At 73.6% G+C, this 17,477-nt stretch carries 14 protein-coding genes; 11 read left to right on the forward strand and 3 right to left on the reverse strand.

Annotation, left to right across the window (positions count from 1 at the left end):
• Positions 1–7: 7 nt before the first annotated feature.
• Complete coding sequence (alc, locus tag HZS56_RS04150) at positions 8–1,138, forward strand: allantoicase (protein WP_216719290.1); 1,131 nt, start codon at positions 8–10, stop codon at positions 1,136–1,138.
• Positions 1,139–1,689: 551 nt separating this feature from the next.
• Here the strand turns inward: alc and HZS56_RS04155 are convergent.
• A complete protein-coding gene (locus HZS56_RS04155; RefSeq protein WP_216719291.1) occupies positions 1,690–2,268 on the reverse strand; it encodes a GNAT family N-acetyltransferase in 579 nt (192 codons plus the stop codon).
• A 121-nt stretch (positions 2,269–2,389) separates the two neighbouring features.
• Complete coding sequence (locus tag HZS56_RS04160; protein WP_216719292.1) at positions 2,390–2,590, reverse strand: hypothetical protein; 201 nt, start codon at positions 2,588–2,590, stop codon at positions 2,390–2,392.
• 170 nt (positions 2,591–2,760) lie between these two features.
• On the opposite strand from HZS56_RS04160, the gene HZS56_RS04165 reads away from it, so the two are divergent.
• Both HZS56_RS04165 and HZS56_RS04170 read left to right on the forward strand, forming a co-directional pair.
• Positions 2,761–4,059 (forward strand): sensor histidine kinase, encoded by a 1,299-nt coding sequence (locus tag HZS56_RS04165; protein ID WP_216719293.1) that lies wholly within the window; start codon positions 2,761–2,763, stop codon positions 4,057–4,059.
• A gap of 71 nt (positions 4,060–4,130) precedes the next feature.
• Positions 4,131–4,829 carry a response regulator transcription factor gene (locus HZS56_RS04170; protein ID WP_216719294.1) on the forward strand — a complete coding sequence of 233 codons (699 nt, stop codon included), beginning with the start codon at positions 4,131–4,133 and terminating at the stop codon, positions 4,827–4,829.
• 107 nt (positions 4,830–4,936) lie between these two features.
• Here the strand turns inward: HZS56_RS04170 and HZS56_RS04175 are convergent, their stop codons facing one another.
• Positions 4,937–5,971 (reverse strand): Gfo/Idh/MocA family protein, encoded by a 1,035-nt coding sequence (locus HZS56_RS04175; RefSeq protein WP_216719295.1) that lies wholly within the window; start codon positions 5,969–5,971, stop codon positions 4,937–4,939.
• Between the two features lie 129 nt (positions 5,972–6,100).
• Here HZS56_RS04175 and HZS56_RS04180 point away from each other — a divergent pair, with 129 nt between their 5' ends.
• The 8 genes from HZS56_RS04180 to HZS56_RS38000 all read left to right on the forward strand — a co-directional run bounded on the left by HZS56_RS04180 (position 6,101) and on the right by HZS56_RS38000 (position 17,473).
• Entirely contained in the window at positions 6,101–6,838 is a 738-nt protein-coding gene (locus HZS56_RS04180) for a myo-inositol degradation transcriptional regulator (protein WP_216719347.1), read from the forward strand.
• A 324-nt stretch (positions 6,839–7,162) separates the two neighbouring features.
• Complete coding sequence (locus tag HZS56_RS04185) at positions 7,163–8,167, forward strand: sugar ABC transporter substrate-binding protein (RefSeq protein WP_216719296.1); 1,005 nt, start codon at positions 7,163–7,165, stop codon at positions 8,165–8,167.
• Entirely contained in the window at positions 8,164–9,204 is a 1,041-nt protein-coding gene (locus HZS56_RS04190; RefSeq protein WP_216719297.1) for an ABC transporter permease, read from the forward strand. The genes HZS56_RS04185 and HZS56_RS04190 overlap by 4 nt, the downstream gene beginning before the upstream one ends.
• On the forward strand, positions 9,201–10,016 hold the full coding sequence (locus HZS56_RS04195) for an ATP-binding cassette domain-containing protein (RefSeq protein WP_308407988.1): 816 nt from the start codon (positions 9,201–9,203) through the stop codon (positions 10,014–10,016). The genes HZS56_RS04190 and HZS56_RS04195 overlap by 4 nt, the downstream gene beginning before the upstream one ends.
• Before the next feature lie 88 nt (positions 10,017–10,104).
• On the forward strand, positions 10,105–11,253 hold the full coding sequence (locus HZS56_RS04200) for an ROK family glucokinase (protein ID WP_216719298.1): 1,149 nt from the start codon (positions 10,105–10,107) through the stop codon (positions 11,251–11,253).
• Positions 11,250–11,831 (forward strand): sugar kinase, encoded by a 582-nt coding sequence (locus tag HZS56_RS04205; protein ID WP_216719299.1) that lies wholly within the window; start codon positions 11,250–11,252, stop codon positions 11,829–11,831. The genes HZS56_RS04200 and HZS56_RS04205 overlap by 4 nt, the downstream gene beginning before the upstream one ends.
• A gap of 117 nt (positions 11,832–11,948) precedes the next feature.
• Complete coding sequence (locus HZS56_RS04210; protein ID WP_253913705.1) at positions 11,949–15,002, forward strand: SCO1167/SCO6262 family helicase; 3,054 nt, start codon at positions 11,949–11,951, stop codon at positions 15,000–15,002.
• Positions 14,999–17,473: an SWIM zinc finger family protein gene (locus HZS56_RS38000; protein ID WP_253913706.1), complete on the forward strand. Its 2,475-nt coding sequence runs from the start codon at positions 14,999–15,001 to the stop codon at positions 17,471–17,473. The genes HZS56_RS04210 and HZS56_RS38000 overlap by 4 nt, the downstream gene beginning before the upstream one ends.
• Positions 17,474–17,477 lie beyond the last annotated feature (4 nt).

The raw sequence follows: 17,477 nt of genomic DNA on the forward strand, positions 1-17,477 counted from the left end.
GATCACTGTGACGGCCCAGCAGAACACCTCGTCGGCAGGCTTCACCGGCGACGCGAAGCCCTACGGAGGCGGCGACCCGTACGCGGACTACCGCACGGCCGGCCTCCCCTTCACCCGGCACGCCAACCTCGCCGACCGGCGACTGGGCGCAGGTGTCGTCGCCGCCAACGACGAGTTCTTCGCCCAGCGCGAGAACCTGCTGGTGCCCGAGGCCGCCGAGTTCGATCCCGAGCACTTCGGGCACAAGGGCAAGGTCATGGACGGCTGGGAGACCCGCAGGCGCCGTGGCGCGTCGGCCGGCGACCCCTGGCCCACCGAGGACGCCCACGACTGGGCGCTGATCCGCCTCGGCGCCCCCGGCGTCGTCCGCGGCATCGTCGTCGACACCGCCCACTTCCGGGGCAACTACCCGCAGGCCGTCTCCGTCGAGGGCGCCTCGCTCGAAGGCTCGCCCTCGCCGGAGGAACTGCTCGCCGACGACGTCAAGTGGACGGCCCTCGTCCCGCGCACCCCTGTCGGGGGCCACGCCGCCAACGGCTTCGCCGTCCGGGCCGAGCAGCGCTTCACCCACCTGCGCCTGAAGCAGCACCCCGACGGCGGCATCGCCCGCCTGCGCGTGTACGGCGAGGTCGTGCCCGACCCGGCCTGGCTCACCGCCCTCGGCACCTTCGACGTGGTCGCCCTGGAGAACGGCGGCCGGGTCGAGGACGCCTCCGACCTCTTCTACTCCCCGGCCACCAACACCATTCAGCCCGGCCGCTCCCGCAAGATGGACGACGGCTGGGAGACCCGCCGCCGCCGTGACCGGGGCAACGACTGGATCGAGTACCGCCTGGTGGACCGCTCCCAGGTCCGTGCCGTCGAGATCGACACGGCGTATCTCAAGGGCAACTCGGCCGGCTGGGCCTCGGTCTCCGTCAGGGACGGCGAGGGCGGCGCATGGCGCGAGGTACTGGCACGCACCCGGCTGCAGCCCGACACCAACCACCGCTTCGTCCTGCCCGGGACGGCCGTCGGCACCCACGCGCGCGTGGACATCTTCCCCGACGGAGGCATCTCCCGGCTGCGCCTGTTCGGCTCGCTCACGGAGGACGGAGCCGCCCGTCTCGCCGCCCGCCACCAGGAACTGGGAGGCTGACCGCCATCAGGAACTGGGCGGCTGACCCGCCACCACTCACCAACCCGCGCGGGGCGCGCCGGCCGGACGGCACCGGCACACCCCGCGCGCACGACTGCCGCCCTCGCTGCCGATGACGCAGTGAACCGCCTCGGCCCGTGCACCGTTGCATGTCTGGATGTGACGTAACTGACCGATTAGGCCGATGAGTTCAATGCACTACAGCCACACACAGAAGATCGCTCACCTGCTGAGGTGGGCCGCCGGATGGCAAGGAGACCTGAGAGGGGAGAGCGCCTGGTCCTACTCCCTGCGACTGGGAGGATCACATGCGCTGCTCAACGGGTGGATGAACAACCCCAAGCTGATGTCCACCCTCACTCAGTCGGAACGGAACCTCGTCCATGCGGCTCGCCGGGCGTCGAAGCAGAGCAGGGCGGGGAGAAGGCCCGAAGGGACCAGAGGGAGAAGACCCGACGGGGCCGGGCCGATGGAACCGGGGCGCCGGCGCCCATGCGACGCGGCCGGTGCCCCGCTCACCCCGCTCGCCCGCTTCGTGGTGCCCCGGTCGTTCAACGGCCGGGAACCGGTTCGGGCGACGGCTGCCACTCCCGCCTGAGCAGCCCGTAGATCCACGAGTCGGAGACATCGCCGTCCACGACGCAGTCCTCCCGCAACGTGCCCTCACGCACGAAGCCGAGCTTCTCCAGCACGCGGGCGGAGGCCGCATTGCGCGTGTCGGCCTCCGCCTGGACGCGATTCAGGTCCAGGGTGCCGAACGCCCACCCGAGCAGAGCACGCGCGGCCTCGGTCGCGTAGCCCCGCCCCCACACCGTGTCGTCGTAGCAGTAGCCGAGCGACGCGCTGCGGAAGTCCGGGTTCCAGCTGTGCAGGGTGCACCAGCCGACGAACGTCCCGTCACCGGTGCGCTCCACGGCCAACCGCGCGCCGGTGCCCTCCTGTTCCATCCGCCGGCACGTACGGAGGAACGTCTCGGCGCGCGAGCGTTCCGTCCACGGCGGCGAGTCCCAGTAGCGCAGGATGCGGGCGCTGCTGTGCAGCGCGAAGAGGTCGTTCGCATCCGCGTCCTCGAACGGGCGCAGCCGAAGGCGAGCGGTGTGCAACGAGGGGGTGGGCAGCGGCGTGCTCATGGTCCCTCCCTGGTGGTGTGGCCGACCAGTCAGACATCCGGGGCGGGCCGCCCGCAACGGGTTTTCCCAGCGGCCGCGGGACGCGTCCACTCCGCTTCGCCCCGCGGCCCGTCGACGGCACTCACCCGGACTTGCGGCTCTCGGCGGCCGCGAAGAGCGCGATGCCGAGGGCGAGCAGCGCCACACTCGCGTACACCTCGTAGCCGTCGAGGAAGCCGATCCGGTGCACCAGGCCCCAGTTCCAGTCGGTGAACTCGTGCACCAGGCCCATGACGCCCTGCACCAGGGCCAGGAAGCCGCACAGCTCCAGCAGTTCCTTCATGCCACCGACTCTCGCCCCGCGGACCCCTCACCCGCGTCGGCCGCCGGTCGGGCCCCGCCCGACGGAAGACTGCGCCGTGCACCGCCCTCCGCGACCTAAGTCGACGACGGCGCGACTTCGGTAGGTGATGCGCCCCGCAGCGGGGTCCCGCCCGCCGGTGATGCATAGATTTGTCGACTGTGAAGAGTGACGAGCGGACCCCTGCCCTTCCCGCGTACGCCCGGCGTCGCTGGGTGCTGCCCGCGGCGGTGGTCGAGGACCTGTACCCGCGGTCCCAGCGTGCGCCCCACGGCCGGCCGCACCGCACCGCACGCGACTGGATCGTCGACTTCGCGTGCTTCCTGAGCGCGGTCGCCATCGGCCTGATGGCCGCCGACGCGCTGGACCAGGAGACGGACCTCTCGCCCGCGATGGCGAGCGCCGACCAGTGGATCGGGGCCCTGTCCTGCGCCGCCGTCTGGCTCCGGCGCCGGTGGCCGGTCCAACTGGCCGTGGCGATGCTGCCCGTCTCCCTCGTCTCCGCCACCGCCGGGGGCGCCGTCCTCGTCTCCCTGTTCACGCTCGCCGTGCACCGGCCCTTCCGGTACGTGGCGTGGATCGGCGGCGTGAGCGTCGCCGTGGCGCCCCTGTACTACTGGATGCGCCCGGAGCCCGGACTGGCGTTCCCGGCGTCCGTCGCCCTCGCGTTCCTGCTCGCCCTCACCGTGGTCGGCTGGGGCCTGCTCGTCCGCTCCAAGCGTCAGCTGCTGCTCAGCCTGCGCGACCGGGCCCGGCACGCCGAGACCGAGGCGGCGCTGCGGGCCGAGCAGGCGCAACGGCTGGCCCGGGAGGCCATCGCCCGCGAGATGCACGACGTCCTCGCCCACCGCCTGACGCTGCTCAGCGTGCACGCGGGCGCCCTGGAGTTCCGGCCCGACGCGTCCCGCGAGCAGGTGGCACGGGCGGCCGGCGTCATCCGCGAGAGCGCCCACGAAGCCCTCCAGGACCTGCGGGAGATCATCGGCGTGCTGCGGGCGGCGGAGCCCGACGACGCGGGCCGGCCCCAGCCGACGCTCGCGGCGCTCGACGGGCTGGTCACCGAGTCCCGCGGGGCCGGCATGCGGGTCGGTCTCGTCGGACACGTCACCGACCCCGCCGCCGTGCCGGTCTCCGTCGGCCGCACCGCCTACCGCATCGCCCAGGAGGCGCTGACGAACGCGCGCAAGCACGCCCCGGGCACCGGGGTGACGGTCACCGTCGGCGGAGGACCCGGCGAGGGTCTGGTGCTGTCCGTGCGCAACGCCCCGCCCCAGGGGAAGGTGCCGTCCGTACCCGGCTCCGGGCAGGGCCTGATCGGGCTGGCCGAGCGTGCCTCGCTCGTCGGCGGCACCCTGGACCACGGACCCACCCCCGAAGGCGGCTTCGAGGTGCGGGCGCGACTGCCGTGGGGCGGGACCGCTGACCCTCGGCCCCGGGAGGGCGCGGGGTGAGCCCGGGGAGAGTCCGAGGGCCTGTACCCACCGTACAACTCGGCCGTCGGCAATCGTGATTACGTGAGGACATGACTGCGATCAGACTGCTCATCGTCGACGACGACCCGCTGGTACGTGCGGGGCTGTCCTTCATGCTGGGCGGCGCCGACGACATCGAGATCGTCGGCGAGGCCGCCGACGGGGCCGAGGCCGGTGCACTCGTCGACCGGACCCGTCCGGACGTCGTCCTCATGGACATCCGGATGCCGGTGGTGGACGGTCTCACGGCGACCGAGCGGTTGCGGGCCCGCCGGGACGCCCCGCAGGTCATCGTGCTGACCACCTTCCACGCGGACGAACAGGTGCTGCGCGCGCTGCGTGCCGGCGCGGCCGGATTCGTACTCAAGGACACCCCGCCCACCGAGATCGTCGACGCGGTGCGCAGGGTCGCGGCCGGTGACCCGGTACTGTCGCCCGCCGTGACCCGGCGGCTGATGGAGCAGGCGGCCGGAGGCACGTCCGACACGCGGCGCACGCGCGCGCGTGCACGCGTCGCCACCCTCAACGACCGCGAGCGCGAGGTCGCCGTCGCGGTCGGGCGCGGCCTGGCCAACGCGGCCATCGCGACGGAGCTGTTCATGAGCGTCGCCACGGTCAAGACACATGTCTCCCGCATCCTGGCCAAGCTCGGCCTCGACAACCGCGTCCAGATCGCGCTCCTGGCGCACGACGCGGGGCTGCTGGAGGAACACCCGGTGGAGCAGCAGGAGGAGGGACACCAGCGGTAGGAACACCGGCAGGACGGGAGGGGCACCGGCAGGAGATGCGCTGACGGGCGCGCCGATGCGGGCAGGGCTGCCGGTGGCGGGGCAGGTGCTGCCGGCGCGGGCTGGTGCTAGGACACGCCCGCGGGGTGGTGGCCGGTGGGCGCGCCCGGGATCTCTTCGGGGCCTACGGGCCTGCGCTCGCGGCGGGAGATGTCGCAGGCCTCGGCGATCCGCAGGGCCTGCAGCGCCTCGCGCCCGTCGCACGGGTTGGGCAGCTCGCCCCGCACGACCTGCACGAAGGCGGCCAGCTCCGCCTCGTACGCCGGTCCGAAGCGCTCCACGAAGCCCGTCCACGGCTTGTCCGCGGCCGGCGGCCCGGTCGGCTCCGTGGACGCGATCGGCGTACGGTCGTCCAGGCCGACGACGATCTGGTCCAGCTCCCCGGCCAGTTCCATGCGCACGTCGTACCCCGCCCCGTTCAGCCGCGTCGCCGTGACCGTGGCCAGGGTGCCGTCGTCCAGGGTGAGCAGGGCCGTGCCGGTGTCCACGTCGTCCGCCGCGCGGAACATCGGCGGCCCGGCGTCGGACCCGGCGGCGTACACGTCGACGACCTCCCGGCCGGTCACCCAGCGCAGGACGTCGAAGTCGTGGATGAGCGTGTCCCGGTACAGGCCGCCGGACTGCGGCAGGTACTCGGCCGGTGGCGGCGCCTGGTCGCTGGTCACCGCGCGGACGGTGTGCAGCCGGCCCAGCCGCCCGGACCGCACCGCCTCCCGGGCGCCCGTGTACCCGGCGTCGAAGCGGCGCTGGAAGCCCATCTGCAGAATCGTGCCCGCGTTCTCCACCTCGGCGATCGCCTGTAAGGTCCCGGGCAGGTCGAGCGCTATGGGCTTCTCGCAGAACACCGGCAGCCCCGAGCGCGCCGCCCGGCCGATCAGCTCGGCGTGGGCCGGCGTCGCCGTGGTGATCACCACCGCGTCCACGCCCCACTGGAAGATCTCGTCCACGCCGGGTGCCGCGGTCTCGCCCAGACGGTGGGCCAGGTCCTGGGCCCGGGCGAGGTCGGCGTCCGTGAGGATCAGTGACCCGACGTCGCGATGGCGGCTGAGCGTGTTGGCGTGAACGGTGCCGATGCGGCCCGTACCGATGACCCCGATGCGCATGGAATCAAAGTGGGCTCACAGCCCGCGCCCTGTCAATCCGTATGTCCGGACAATCGGACTGCACAACTTCCCGTCGTCAGTGCGCAGAGCTACGCTCGGCCCGTGCCGAAACCAGAAGTGGACCCGACCGTGTCGCTGGACCTCAGCGTGGATCGCAGCAGCCCCGTGCCGCTGTACTTCCAGCTGGCGCAGCAACTGGAGGCCGCGATCGAGCACGGCGCACTGACCCCGGGCAGCCTGCTGGGCAACGAGATCGAGCTGGCCGCGCGGCTCGGTCTGTCCCGGCCCACCGTCCGCCAGGCCATCCAGTCACTGGTCGACAAGGGCCTCCTGGTACGCCGCCGGGGCGTGGGCACCCAGGTCGTGCACAGCAAGGTCAGACGGCCGCTCGAACTCAGCAGCCTCTTCGACGACCTGGAGGCGGCGGGGCAGCGCCCGGCCACGAAGGTCCTGGTCAACACGGTCGTTCCGGCCACCGCGGAGATCGCTGCGGCACTTTCCGTGGCCGAGGACAGCGACGTGCACCGCGTGGAACGGCTGCGGCTCACCCACGGCGAGCCGATGGCGTACATGTGCAACTACCTGCCGCCCGGCCTCCTCGACCTGGACACCGGGCAGCTGGAGGTCACCGGCCTGTACCGGCTGATGCGGGCCGTCGGCATCACGCTGCACAGCGCCCGCCAGTCCATCGGGGCCCGGGCCGCCACCGCCGGCGAGGCCGACCGGCTCGGCGAGGACGAGGGCGCCCCGCTGCTCACCATGGAGCGCACGACGTTCGACGACACGGGGCGCGCGGTCGAGTTCGGCACGCACACCTACCGGCCGTCCCGCTACTCGTTCGAGTTCCAGCTGCTCGTACGGTCCTGACGCCCGGCCCGCCCGTACGCACCCACCCTCCCCTGCCGCCCGGCCCCGCCCGTACGTGTCCTCCCCGGCCGCCCGGCCCGGCTCGTACGTGTCCTCCCCGGCCGCCCGGCCCGGCGGCTCGGCACGGCCCGGCGGCTCGGCCGAGTGGTGGCCCGCGCCGTGCGGGTTCGCCGTAATGTCCGGACAATGTGACCGTCGGCCGATCCCCGGAAGCATGCGCTCCGCTTGTGTGTCGGACAATGGGGCGTTTGGGTCCCGCGGACCCGGCCGGGGCTCCGGGCGCCCGGCACGCACAGCACGGCACAGCAAGAAGGGCACGGCCTCGTGGCACGGTTTCGGACATGGGTGGGCATCGCGCTGGCAGGGGCACTGTCGGTGTCCCTGGCCGGCTGCAGCAGTACCGGCGGCAAGCGCGCCGAGGATGCCCGCAAGGCCGCTTCGGCCCAGGGGAAGGCGGCGGTGAACACACCGCGCTGGACCTTCGCCATGATCACCCACTCGGGTGACGGCGACACCTTCTGGGACATCGTCCAGAGCGGCGCCGAGCAGGCCGCGGTCAAGGACAACATCAACTTCCTCTACTCGCACGACGACGAGGCCCAGCAGCAGGCCCAGCTCGTGGACGCCGCCATCGACAAGAAGGTCGACGGCATCGTCGTCACGCTCGCCAAGCCCGACGCCATGAAGTCCGCCCTGGCCCGCGCGGCCAAGGCCGGCATTCCGGTGATCACCGTGAACTCCGGGTCCGAGGAGTCCAAGGCGTTCGGCGCCCTCACCCATGTCGGCCAGGACGAGACGATCGCGGGCGAGGCGGTCGGCGACGAACTGAACGAGCGGGGCCGGGGGCAGGCCCTGTGCGTGCTGCACGAGCAGGGCAACGTCGGCCACGAGCAGCGCTGCGACGGTGTCGAGAAGTCCTTCGACGGCAAGGTCCAGCGGCTCTACGTCAACGGCACCAGCATGCCGGACGTGCAGTCCGCCATCGAGGCCAAACTCCAGACCGACAAGTCCGTCGACGCCGTGGTCACCCTCGGCGCCCCCTACGCCGACACCGCCGTCAAGGCCAAGCAGGGCGCGGGCAGCAAGGCGGAGGTCGACACCTTCGACCTCAACGCCAAGGTGGCCGCCGGGCTGGCGGACGGCACCCTCGGCTTCGCCGTCGACCAGCAGCCCTACCTCCAGGGGTACGAGGCCGTGGACCTGCTGTGGCTCCACAAGTACAACGCCGACGTCCTCGGCGGCGGCCGCCCGGTGCTCACCGGACCGCAGGTCGTCACCAAGGACGACGCCGACGCGCTGGCCGACTACACCAAGCGGGGCACGCGATGAGCACCACGCAGGTCAAGGAAGCCGACGAAAGGATTCTGCGGACCTCTCCGCTGCGGAAACTCCTGGGCCGCCCCGAACTCGGCTCCGTCGTCGGCGCCATCGCCGTCTTCGTGTTCTTCGTGTTCTTCGCCGACAGCTTCCTGCGCGCCTCCAGTCTCAGCACGGTCCTCTACGCCGCCTCCACGATCGGCATCATGGCCGTGCCCGTGGCGCTGCTGATGATCGGCGGCGAGTTCGACCTGTCCGCGGGCGTCATGGTCACCTCCTCGGCCCTCGTGTCGTCGATGTTCAGCTACCAGGCGACCGCCAACGTCTGGGTGGGCGTGGGCGTGTCCCTGCTGGTCACCCTGGCGATCGGCGCCTTCAACGGCTTCATGCTCACCCGCACGAAACTCCCCAGCTTCATCATCACGCTGGGCACGTTCCTCATGCTGACCGGCCTGAACCTGGGCTTCACCAAGCTCATCGACGGCACCGTCTCCACCAAGTCGATCGCCGACATGGAGGGCTTCCCCTCAGCCCGTGACGTCTTCGCCTCCACGGTCACCGTCGCAGGCGTCGGCTTCAAGGTCACCATCCTGTGGTGGCTCGCCCTGGTCGCCGTCGCCAGCTGGATCCTGCTGCGCACCCGCGCCGGCAACTGGATCTTCGCGGTCGGCGGCAACAAGGACGCCGCCCGCGCGGTGGGCGTTCCGGTCACCAGGACGAAAATCGGCCTCTACATGGGGGTCGCTCTCGGCGCCTGGATCGCCGGCCAGCACCTGCTCTTCTCCTACGACGTCGTCCAGTCCGGCGAGGGCGTCGGCAACGAGCTGATCTACATCATCGCCGCCGTCATCGGCGGCTGCCTGATCACCGGCGGCTACGGCAGCGCCGTCGGCTCGGCGGTCGGCGCCCTCATCTTCGGCATGACCAGCAAGGGCATCGTCTTCGCCGAGTGGAACCCCGACTGGTTCAAGTTCTTCCTCGGAGCGATGCTGCTCCTCGCGACCCTGCTCAACGCCTGGGTCCGCAAGCGCGCGGAGGCCACCAAGTGACGCAGACCCCAGCAGCCGAAGCGCTCGTCGAGCTGTCCGGCGTCAGCAAGAACTACGGGAACGTCCGTGCCCTCGAGGGCGTGTCCCTGGAGGTCCGCGCCGGAGAGATCACCTGTGTGCTGGGTGACAACGGCGCGGGCAAGTCGACGCTCATCAAGATCATCGCCGGGCTGCACCAGCACGACGGCGGCACGCTGAGCCTCGACGGTGCGGAGACCCGCCTCGCCTCCCCGCGCGAGGCCCTGGACCGCGGCATCGCCACCGTCTACCAGGACCTGGCCGTCGTCCCGCTGATGCCGGTCTGGCGCAACTTCTTCCTCGGCTCCGAACCGCGCAAGGGGGCGGGCCCCTTCAAGCGCATGGACGTCGACCACATGCGCCGCACCACCCACGCGGAACTCCTGCGCATGGGCATCGACCTGCGCGACGTCGACCAGCCCATCGGCACCCTCTCGGGAGGCGAGCGCCAGTGCGTGGCCATCGCCCGCGCGGTGCACTTCGGCGCGAAGGTCCTGGTCCTGGACGAGCCGACGGCGGCCCTGGGCGTCAAGCAGTCGGGAGTCGTCCTGAAGTACGTGGCGGCGGCCCGCGACCAGGGCCTCGGTGTCGTCCTCATCACCCACAACCCGCACCACGCGTACCTGGTCGGAGACAGGTTCGTCCTGCTGAAACGCGGCACGATGGTGGGCAACCACGAGCGCGAGGACATCACCCTGGACGAGCTGACGACGCAGATGGCGGGCGGAACGGAGCTGGACGATCTCCGCCACGAGCTCCAGCGCACCCAGGGGCGCGGGGACCGGCGCGCGTAACCACGGCGCACCGTATGCGGCGACGAAACCGGGCCCGGTACCCGTCCCATTCGGCACCCGGCACAGCCGTGCGGCACAATCGCACCCGATGAGCACCTACCGCGACTTCACCGCCCCCATCGGATCCCGCCGTGCCCCGGTCCTGCGCACCGTGGGCACGAGGGAACGCCGCTCGCACCTGACGGCACCGCGCGTGCCGACGGTCGGCATCGACATCGGCGGCACGAAGGTCATGGCGGGCGTGGTCGACGCCGACGGGAACATCCTGGAACGGCTCCGCACGGAGACCCCGGACAAGTCCAAGAGCCCCAAGGTCGTCGAGGACACCATCGTCGAGCTGGTCCTGGACCTGTCCGACCGGCACGACGTGCACGCCGTCGGCATCGGCGCGGCCGGCTGGGTCGACGCCGACCGCAACCGCGTGCTGTTCGCCCCCCACCTGTCCTGGCGCAACGAACCGCTGCGCGACCGCCTCGCCGGCCGCCTCGCCGTCCCCGTCCTGGTGGACAACGACGCCAACTCCGCAGCCTGGGCCGAGTGGCGCTTCGGCGCCGGCCGCGGTGAGGACCACCTCGTCATGATCACGCTCGGCACCGGCATCGGCGGTGCGATCCTGGAGGACGGCCAGGTCAAGCGGGGCAAGTACGGGGTCGCCGGCGAGTTCGGGCACATGCAGGTGGTGCCAGGCGGCCACCGCTGCCCCTGCGGCAACCGCGGCTGCTGGGAGCAGTACAGCTCGGGGAACGCCCTGGTCAGGGAGGCCCGCGAGCTGGCCGCCGCCGACTCGCCGGTCGCCTACGGCATCATCGAGCACGTCAAGGGCAGCATCGGCGACATCTCCGGTCCGATGATCACCGAGCTGGCCCGCGAGGGCGACGCGATGTGCGTCGAGCTGCTCCAGGACATCGGCCAGTGGCTCGGCGTCGGCATCGCCAACCTCGCCGCGGCCCTCGACCCGTCCTGCTTCGTGATCGGCGGCGGGGTCAGCGCCGCCGATGACCTGCTGATCGGCCCCGCGCGCGACGCCTTCAAACGCCAGCTCACCGGCCGCGGCTACCGTCCCGAGGCCCACATCGTCCGCGCCCAGCTCGGCCCCGAGGCCGGCATGGTGGGCGCCGCCGACCTGGCCCGGCTGGTCGCCCGCCGCTTCCGCCGGGCCAAGCGGCGCCGCGTGGAGCGCTACGAGCGCTACGAGCGGTACGCCGAGGCCCGCCGCACCTCCGGGGAGTCGCTGTGACGGAGACCCTGCCGCACCAGGCGCCGTCCCCGGAGGAGCCCGGGCCCCCGGGCGAGGACCGCCGGCACATGATCCGCCGCCGCGCACTCACGCTGCTCATCATCGTGCTGCTGATCGGCGTCCCCGCCGGCTACCTCGCGATCTCCGCCGGCCAGAGCCGCGACAGCGGCCGGGACAAGGAGGCCAAGTACGCGGCGACCGGCATGACCAGGGGCTGGCCGTCCAAACTCCAGCGCCGCATCTACGAGGTGCCGGTCCCGGTTCCCTCCGACAAGATCGCGTACTACGAGACGAACAACTGGAAGACCAGCCGGCTCTACGTCCAGTTCGAGACCACCGCCGCCGGTCTCGACGTCTTCCTGGCCGGGCTGGGGCTCGACCGGGACGCACTGGAGAAGGACAAGGTCACCATCAGCGACCGAGCCCAGCAGGTCACCGGCTGGAAGTTCCGCGAGTCCAGCACCTGGTGGGGCGTCGTCAACACACAGGAGAACCCGGCGCCGACCCAGGACATCGTCGTGGACCTGGACAACCCGGACTACCCGATGGTGTACCTCGTCTCGCACACGGTCCCCTGACCGACCGCCGCCCCGCGCAGACAAGGCTCGGGCAGGCCGCCGGAGCCGATTGTCAGACCCCGCCCGTAGAGTCGAAGACATCTGATCCGGAGGACGGGGCGGGAGGTGACAGGACGTATGTACGACGGAGCCGTGGCGGACCCGACGGCCACCGTGCGGGCGGGGGACCGGGACCGGCAGGGAGCGCCGGGAGCCTCCGGGGGGACGGATGCCGCTGGAGAGGCGGGCGCCCGCGGCACACCCGTTCCGCTCCGGCTCGCAGCCGTCTTCCTGCCCGCACCCCTCCCGCGCGACGGCCGCGTCGCCTTCTGGGACCCCGGGGACGGGCCTGTCCCCACCGGTCACGGTGCCGGTCCCGTCGGCACCGGTCACGAGGCCGGTCCTGTCCCCACCGGTCCCGTCGGCACCGGTCACGAGGCCGCGGCGGGGCGCGCCGGTGAGGCGCTCGCAGCGGACGTGCCGCACGCCCCGGGGCCCGCGCCCACGGAGCTCACCGTCGTACGGCGGCACGGCGCGGGTGCACGACGCCGCAGGACGCCCGCGCTGTCGTTGCCCCTCGCCGAGGCGCTGCCCCTCCTCGTCCGCGCCCGGCACGACCCCGCCGCCCACCCGGCCACCGCCTGCTGGGGCGCCGCCGCCCTGCACGCCCTGCGGCTCACCGCGCGCGGCCGGCTGCTGCCCGGCCTGACCGCGAGCGGACACGACGCCTGGCGGGCGGGTCCGCTCGACCCCGACGACATCGCGCACCTGCGCGCCGTGGCCGCGGCCCTGCCCCCGGAGGGCCACGCGGTTCCCCTGGACGGCCCCGGCCCGCTCCGACTGCCCGAGCCGGAGGCGCTGATCCGGGCCTTCCTGGACGCGGTCGCCGACACCCTGCCGCGCAGCCCCGCCGCGCCGCACGTCTCGGGGCGCCCGTTCGCCGCGCGCACGGCCCAGCGACTGCCCGGTGCGCACGACTGGGCCGCGGAGGTCGCCGCCGGGATGGACGCGGGCGTACGGATCTCGCTCCGCCTGGACCTGTCGGCGTACGACCTGTTCGACGCGGACGCCGCCCCGGACGGCGTGCGCAGCGCGGGCGCGGCGATCGTGCAGGTGCACAGCCTCGCCGACCCCACTCTCGTGGCCGACGCCGCGGACCTGTGGTCGGGTGAGGCCGACGCGGCGTTCGGCACCCGGGCCCGTGTGGACGCCGCCCTCGCCGTGCGGCGCGCGGCGCGGATCTGGCCGCCGCTCGACCGGCTCACCGAGCAGGACGTGCCCGACGTCCTCGCCCTCTCCGAGGACGAGGTCACCGACCTGCTCGGCGTGGCGGCCGGCCGATTGGCCGCCGCCGGGGTCGCCGTGCACTGGCCCCGCGACCTGGCCCAGGACCTCACCGCGACCGCGGTCGTCCGGCCCGCCCCCGGCTCCGCGACCGACGGCACCGGCTTCTTCGAGAGCGAGGACCTCCTCCAGTTCCGCTGGCAGCTGGCGATCGGCGGCGACCCGCTCACCGAGGCCGAAATGGACGCCCTCGCGGAGTCCCACCGCCCGGTCGTCCGGCTGCGCGACCGGTGGGTGCTGGTCGACCCCGCACTCGTCCGCCGGGCGCGCAAGCGCGACCTCGGCCTGCTCGACCCGGTCGACGCGCTCTCCGTCGCCCTCACCGGCACCGCCGAGGCGGACGGCGAGACCGTCGACGTGGTGCCGGCCGGGGCGCTGGCCGCCCTGCGCGACCGGCTCACGGCGGGAGTCCGCCCCGCCGAACCGCCCCCGGGCCTGGACGCCACCCTCCGCGACTACCAGCTCCGCGGCCTGGCCTGGCTCGACCTCATGACCTCCCTCGGCCTCGGCGGCTGCCTCGCCGACGACATGGGCCTCGGCAAGACGGTCACCGTCATCGCGCTGCACCTCGAGCGGGCCCGCAGCGAACCGACCCTGGTGGTCTGCCCGGCCTCCCTGCTGGGCAACTGGCAGCGGGAGATCACCCGGTTCGCCCCCGGTGTGCCGGTCCGCCGCTTCCACGGCGCCGAGCGCACCCTGGACGACCTGACCGGAGGTTTCGTCCTCACCACGTACGGCACGATGCGGTCCGCCGCCCGGACACTGGCCGCGCAGAGCTGGGGGATGGTCGTCGCCGACGAGGCACAGCACGTCAAGAACCCGTACTCGGCGACCGCGAAGGCCCTGCGCACCATCGACTCCCCGGCGCGCGTGGCCCTGACCGGCACCCCGGTGGAGAACAACCTCTCCGAGCTGTGGGCCCTGCTCGACTGGACCACCCCCGGGCTCCTCGGCCCGCTCAAGTCCTTCCGCGCCCGGCACGCGCGCGCCGTGGAGAACGGCGAGGACGAGGAGGCCGCGGAGCGTCTGGCCCGGCTGATCCGCCCCTTCCTCCTGCGCCGCAGGAAGTCCGACCCGGGCATCGTCCCCGAGCTGCCGCCGAAGACCGAGACGGACCACCCCGTCCCGCTCACCCGCGAACAGGCCGCGTTGTACGAGGCGGTGGTGCGCGAGTCGATGCTCGCCATCGAGTCGGCCGAGGGCATGGGCCGCCGGGGCCTCGTCCTCAAGCTCCTGACCTCGCTCAAGCAGATCTGCGACCACCCCGCGCTGTTCCTGAAGGAGGAGCACCCGCCGGGCGGAGCCGACCGGACGACCGCCCGCTCGGGCAAGCTGGCACTGCTGGACGAACTGCTGGACACGGTGCTGGCGGAGGACGGTTCGGCGCTCGTCTTCACGCAGTACGTCGGTATGGCCCGGCTCATCGCCTCCCACCTGGCCGCCCGAGCCGTCCCCGTCGACCTGCTCCACGGCGGTACGCCGGTGCCGGAGCGCGAGCGCATGGTCGACCGCTTCCAGAGCGGGGCGACCCCCGTCCTCGTCCTGTCCCTGAAGGCCGCGGGCACCGGCCTGAACCTCACCCGCGCGGGCCACGTCGTGCACTTCGACCGCTGGTGGAACCCGGCCGTGGAGGAACAGGCCACCGACCGGGCCTACCGCATCGGACAGACCCAACCGGTCCAGGTCCACCGGCTCGTCACCGAGGGCACGGTCGAGGACCGCATCGCCGAGATGCTCCGCTCCAAGCGCGCCCTGGCCGACGCGATCCTCGGCTCCGGCGAGTCGGCCCTCACCGAGCTGACCTCCCGCGAGCTGTCCGACCTGGTGTCCCTGCGGAGGCCGTCATGACCCCCCGCCCCGCCGACGAGGCGCGCCGCGCCCTGCGGGAGGCCCGCCTGCGCGGCGACACGGACCCCGACGGCACCCCCGACCGGGACGACGAAGGGCCGCGGGTCGGCCACACGGACACGGGGAACCCGGACACGGACACGGGGACTGGTCCGAACACCGGGACGGACCCGGACACCGGCACCGCGGACCGCGGACCCGAGCCGCACCGGTCCCCGGAACGGCAGCCGCGCCCCGGGGATGTCGCCCGGGCGGCGCTGCGCAGCACCCGGGCCACCCAGCGGCACGCGGCGACGGACACCGGTGCCGCCGATGCGGCGAAAGAGGAGGACGAACCGGACGGCGGCGCGAGCGGCCCCGCCGCCCCCGATCCCGCCGACGAGGACGGCAGCCGGCCGGCGGACGTGGCCCGCGAGGCCCTGCGGGCGGCTCGCCGCCGGGCGAAGGCGGAAGCGGCGACGGGCGTACGGCCACGCCCCGGCACGCCCCGTCACCCGCAGGCCACGGCCGGCTCCCGCACGGCGGACGCCCGCGCCCGCACCGTCCGTGCCTTCGCCGCGGAGGCGTTCCGGCTCCCACCGGACTCGGACGCCGGATCGACACCGGACGTCCAGACAACACCGCATGCCGGAGCGGGGGAGGCGGCTGCGCGGGCCGGGGCGGGCGCGGACGCGCCGATGAGGAAGCGGACGCATGAGGCCCCGCCACAGCAGGCCCCGACGCGGCGGAACATGTCGCGCACGACCCCGACGACGGCCACCGGGGACGAACGCCCGCCGAGCCCGGACCTGTCGGGGCCGGGCTCGCCGGATCCGGCCCCGGCGGAGGCGCGCACGGCGCAAGGGGACGCCGCGGAGCCGGGGTCGGTCCGCCGGGATGCGGTGGGGCCGGACCCGGCGGGGTCGGGATCGGACGGCCGGGATGTGGGGTCGGACCCGCCGGGACCGGGGTCGGCCGGACGGAACGCCGCAGGGCCGGGCCTGGCGGGCACTGACCCGGTGGGGCTGGCGAAGGAGGGCGCAGAACCGGCGGGACGCAAGCCGGCGGACACGGAGGCGGCTGTGGGAGGAGGCCGGGCGGACCGGGAGCCGGCTGTGGGAGGAGGCCGGGCGAACACGAACACGGCGGCGGGACGAGGACTCGCGGACACGGAGACGGTGGGGACAGACCCGGCGACGTCACAGTCCGTGCCGTCCCGGTCGGGAGCGGCCATCGTGCGGGGGGTCCGGGACGGCGAGCACCGCCGGACCTTCCCCGCGCTGCCGCCCCGGCCGGCGGGCGCCGGACTCGCCGGTACCTGGTGGGGGAACGCATGGGTGACCGCGCTGGAGGAGGGAGCCCTGGACGCCGCTCGGCTGGCGAGAGGGCGCGGCTATGCCGAGCGGGGGCACGTCGACGCCGTCACCGTCACACCCGGCCTGGTCCTCGCCTACGTACAGGGCAGCCGCCCACGGCCGTACCGCGTGCAGGTCCGGCTGCGCACCCTGGGCGACGACGACTGGCGGCGCTTCCTGGACACGGCCGTCGAGCGCCCCGGACACATCGCGGCGCTGCTCGACAAGGAGCTGCCCCACTCGCTGGCCGACTGCGGCGTCCCCCTGCTCCCGGGTCCCGGCGACCTCGCGCCGCAGTGCAGCTGCCCCGACTCCGGCCACCCCTGCAAGCACGCCGCCGCGCTCTGCTACCAGACGGCACGCCTGCTGGACGCCGACCCCTTCGTCCTCCTCCTGCTGCGCGGCCGCGGCGAACGGGAACTGCTCGACGCCCTCTCCCGGCTGAACGCGGCCCGCGCCGCCCGCGCCGCCCAGGACCGGGGCCCCGCGCCGTTGCCCGGCGTCCGGGCCGGCGCGGCGCTCACCGAGCGAGCCCTGCCGCCCCTCCCCGCGCCCCTGCCCACGCCTCCTCACCCCGAGCAGCCCCCCTCCTACCCGGCGGCACCGGGCGGCCCCGACCCCATCTCCCTGGACCAGTTGGCCACGGACGCCGCCGCCCGCGCCCACGCCCTGCTCGTCACGGGACGCGACCCGGTCGGGAGCCTGACGCTGTGGCAGGACGCCGTCCGTCTCGCCGCCGCCCGGCCCGGCTCCGGCCTCACCGCCGGCACCCGCGCGCTGTACGCGTCCCTGGCCGGAGCGACCGGGCGCGATCCCGCGGAGCTGGCGAGGGCCGTGGCCGCCTGGCGCCAGGGCGGCCCGGACGGACTCGACGTGCTGGAGGAGCCGTGGGACCCGCCGGCCGGCCGCTTCGACCGCGCCCGCCCGCTGCTGCTCGCCGCCGACCTCCCCGCCTTCCGCCCTTGGCGCAACCGCCTGACACACCCCCAGGGCCATGTCCAGCTCCGGCTCGGCAGGACAGGACTCTGGTACGCCTACGAGTCCGAGCCCGGCCGTGAGGACTGGTGGCCGCGCGGCACCCCCGACCCGGACCCGGTCGGCGCCCTCACCGGCCTGGGCGGGACCGGCGACGTATGACCGT

The sequence above is a fragment of the Streptomyces mayonensis genome (assembly GCF_018982965.1).
GTDB lineage: Bacteria > Actinomycetota > Actinomycetes > Streptomycetales > Streptomycetaceae > Streptomyces > Streptomyces mayonensis.

Excerpts from the sequence above, each read along its gene's own strand:
- HZS56_RS04155 (WP_216719291.1), bottom strand. The coding sequence starts at position 2,268 with ATGAGCACGCCGCTGCCCACCCCCTCGTTGCACACCGCTCGCCTTCGG.
- HZS56_RS04200 (WP_216719298.1), top strand. The coding sequence starts at position 10,105 with ATGAGCACCTACCGCGACTTCACCGCCCCCATCGGATCCCGCCGTGCC.
- HZS56_RS04210 (WP_253913705.1), top strand. The coding sequence starts at position 11,949 with ATGTACGACGGAGCCGTGGCGGACCCGACGGCCACCGTGCGGGCGGGG.
- HZS56_RS04170 (WP_216719294.1), top strand. The coding sequence starts at position 4,131 with ATGACTGCGATCAGACTGCTCATCGTCGACGACGACCCGCTGGTACGT.
- HZS56_RS04160 (WP_216719292.1), bottom strand. The coding sequence starts at position 2,590 with ATGAAGGAACTGCTGGAGCTGTGCGGCTTCCTGGCCCTGGTGCAGGGC.
- HZS56_RS04190 (WP_216719297.1), top strand. The coding sequence starts at position 8,164 with ATGAGCACCACGCAGGTCAAGGAAGCCGACGAAAGGATTCTGCGGACC.
- HZS56_RS38000 (WP_253913706.1), top strand. The coding sequence starts at position 14,999 with ATGACCCCCCGCCCCGCCGACGAGGCGCGCCGCGCCCTGCGGGAGGCC.
- HZS56_RS04175 (WP_216719295.1), bottom strand. The coding sequence starts at position 5,971 with ATGCGCATCGGGGTCATCGGTACGGGCCGCATCGGCACCGTTCACGCC.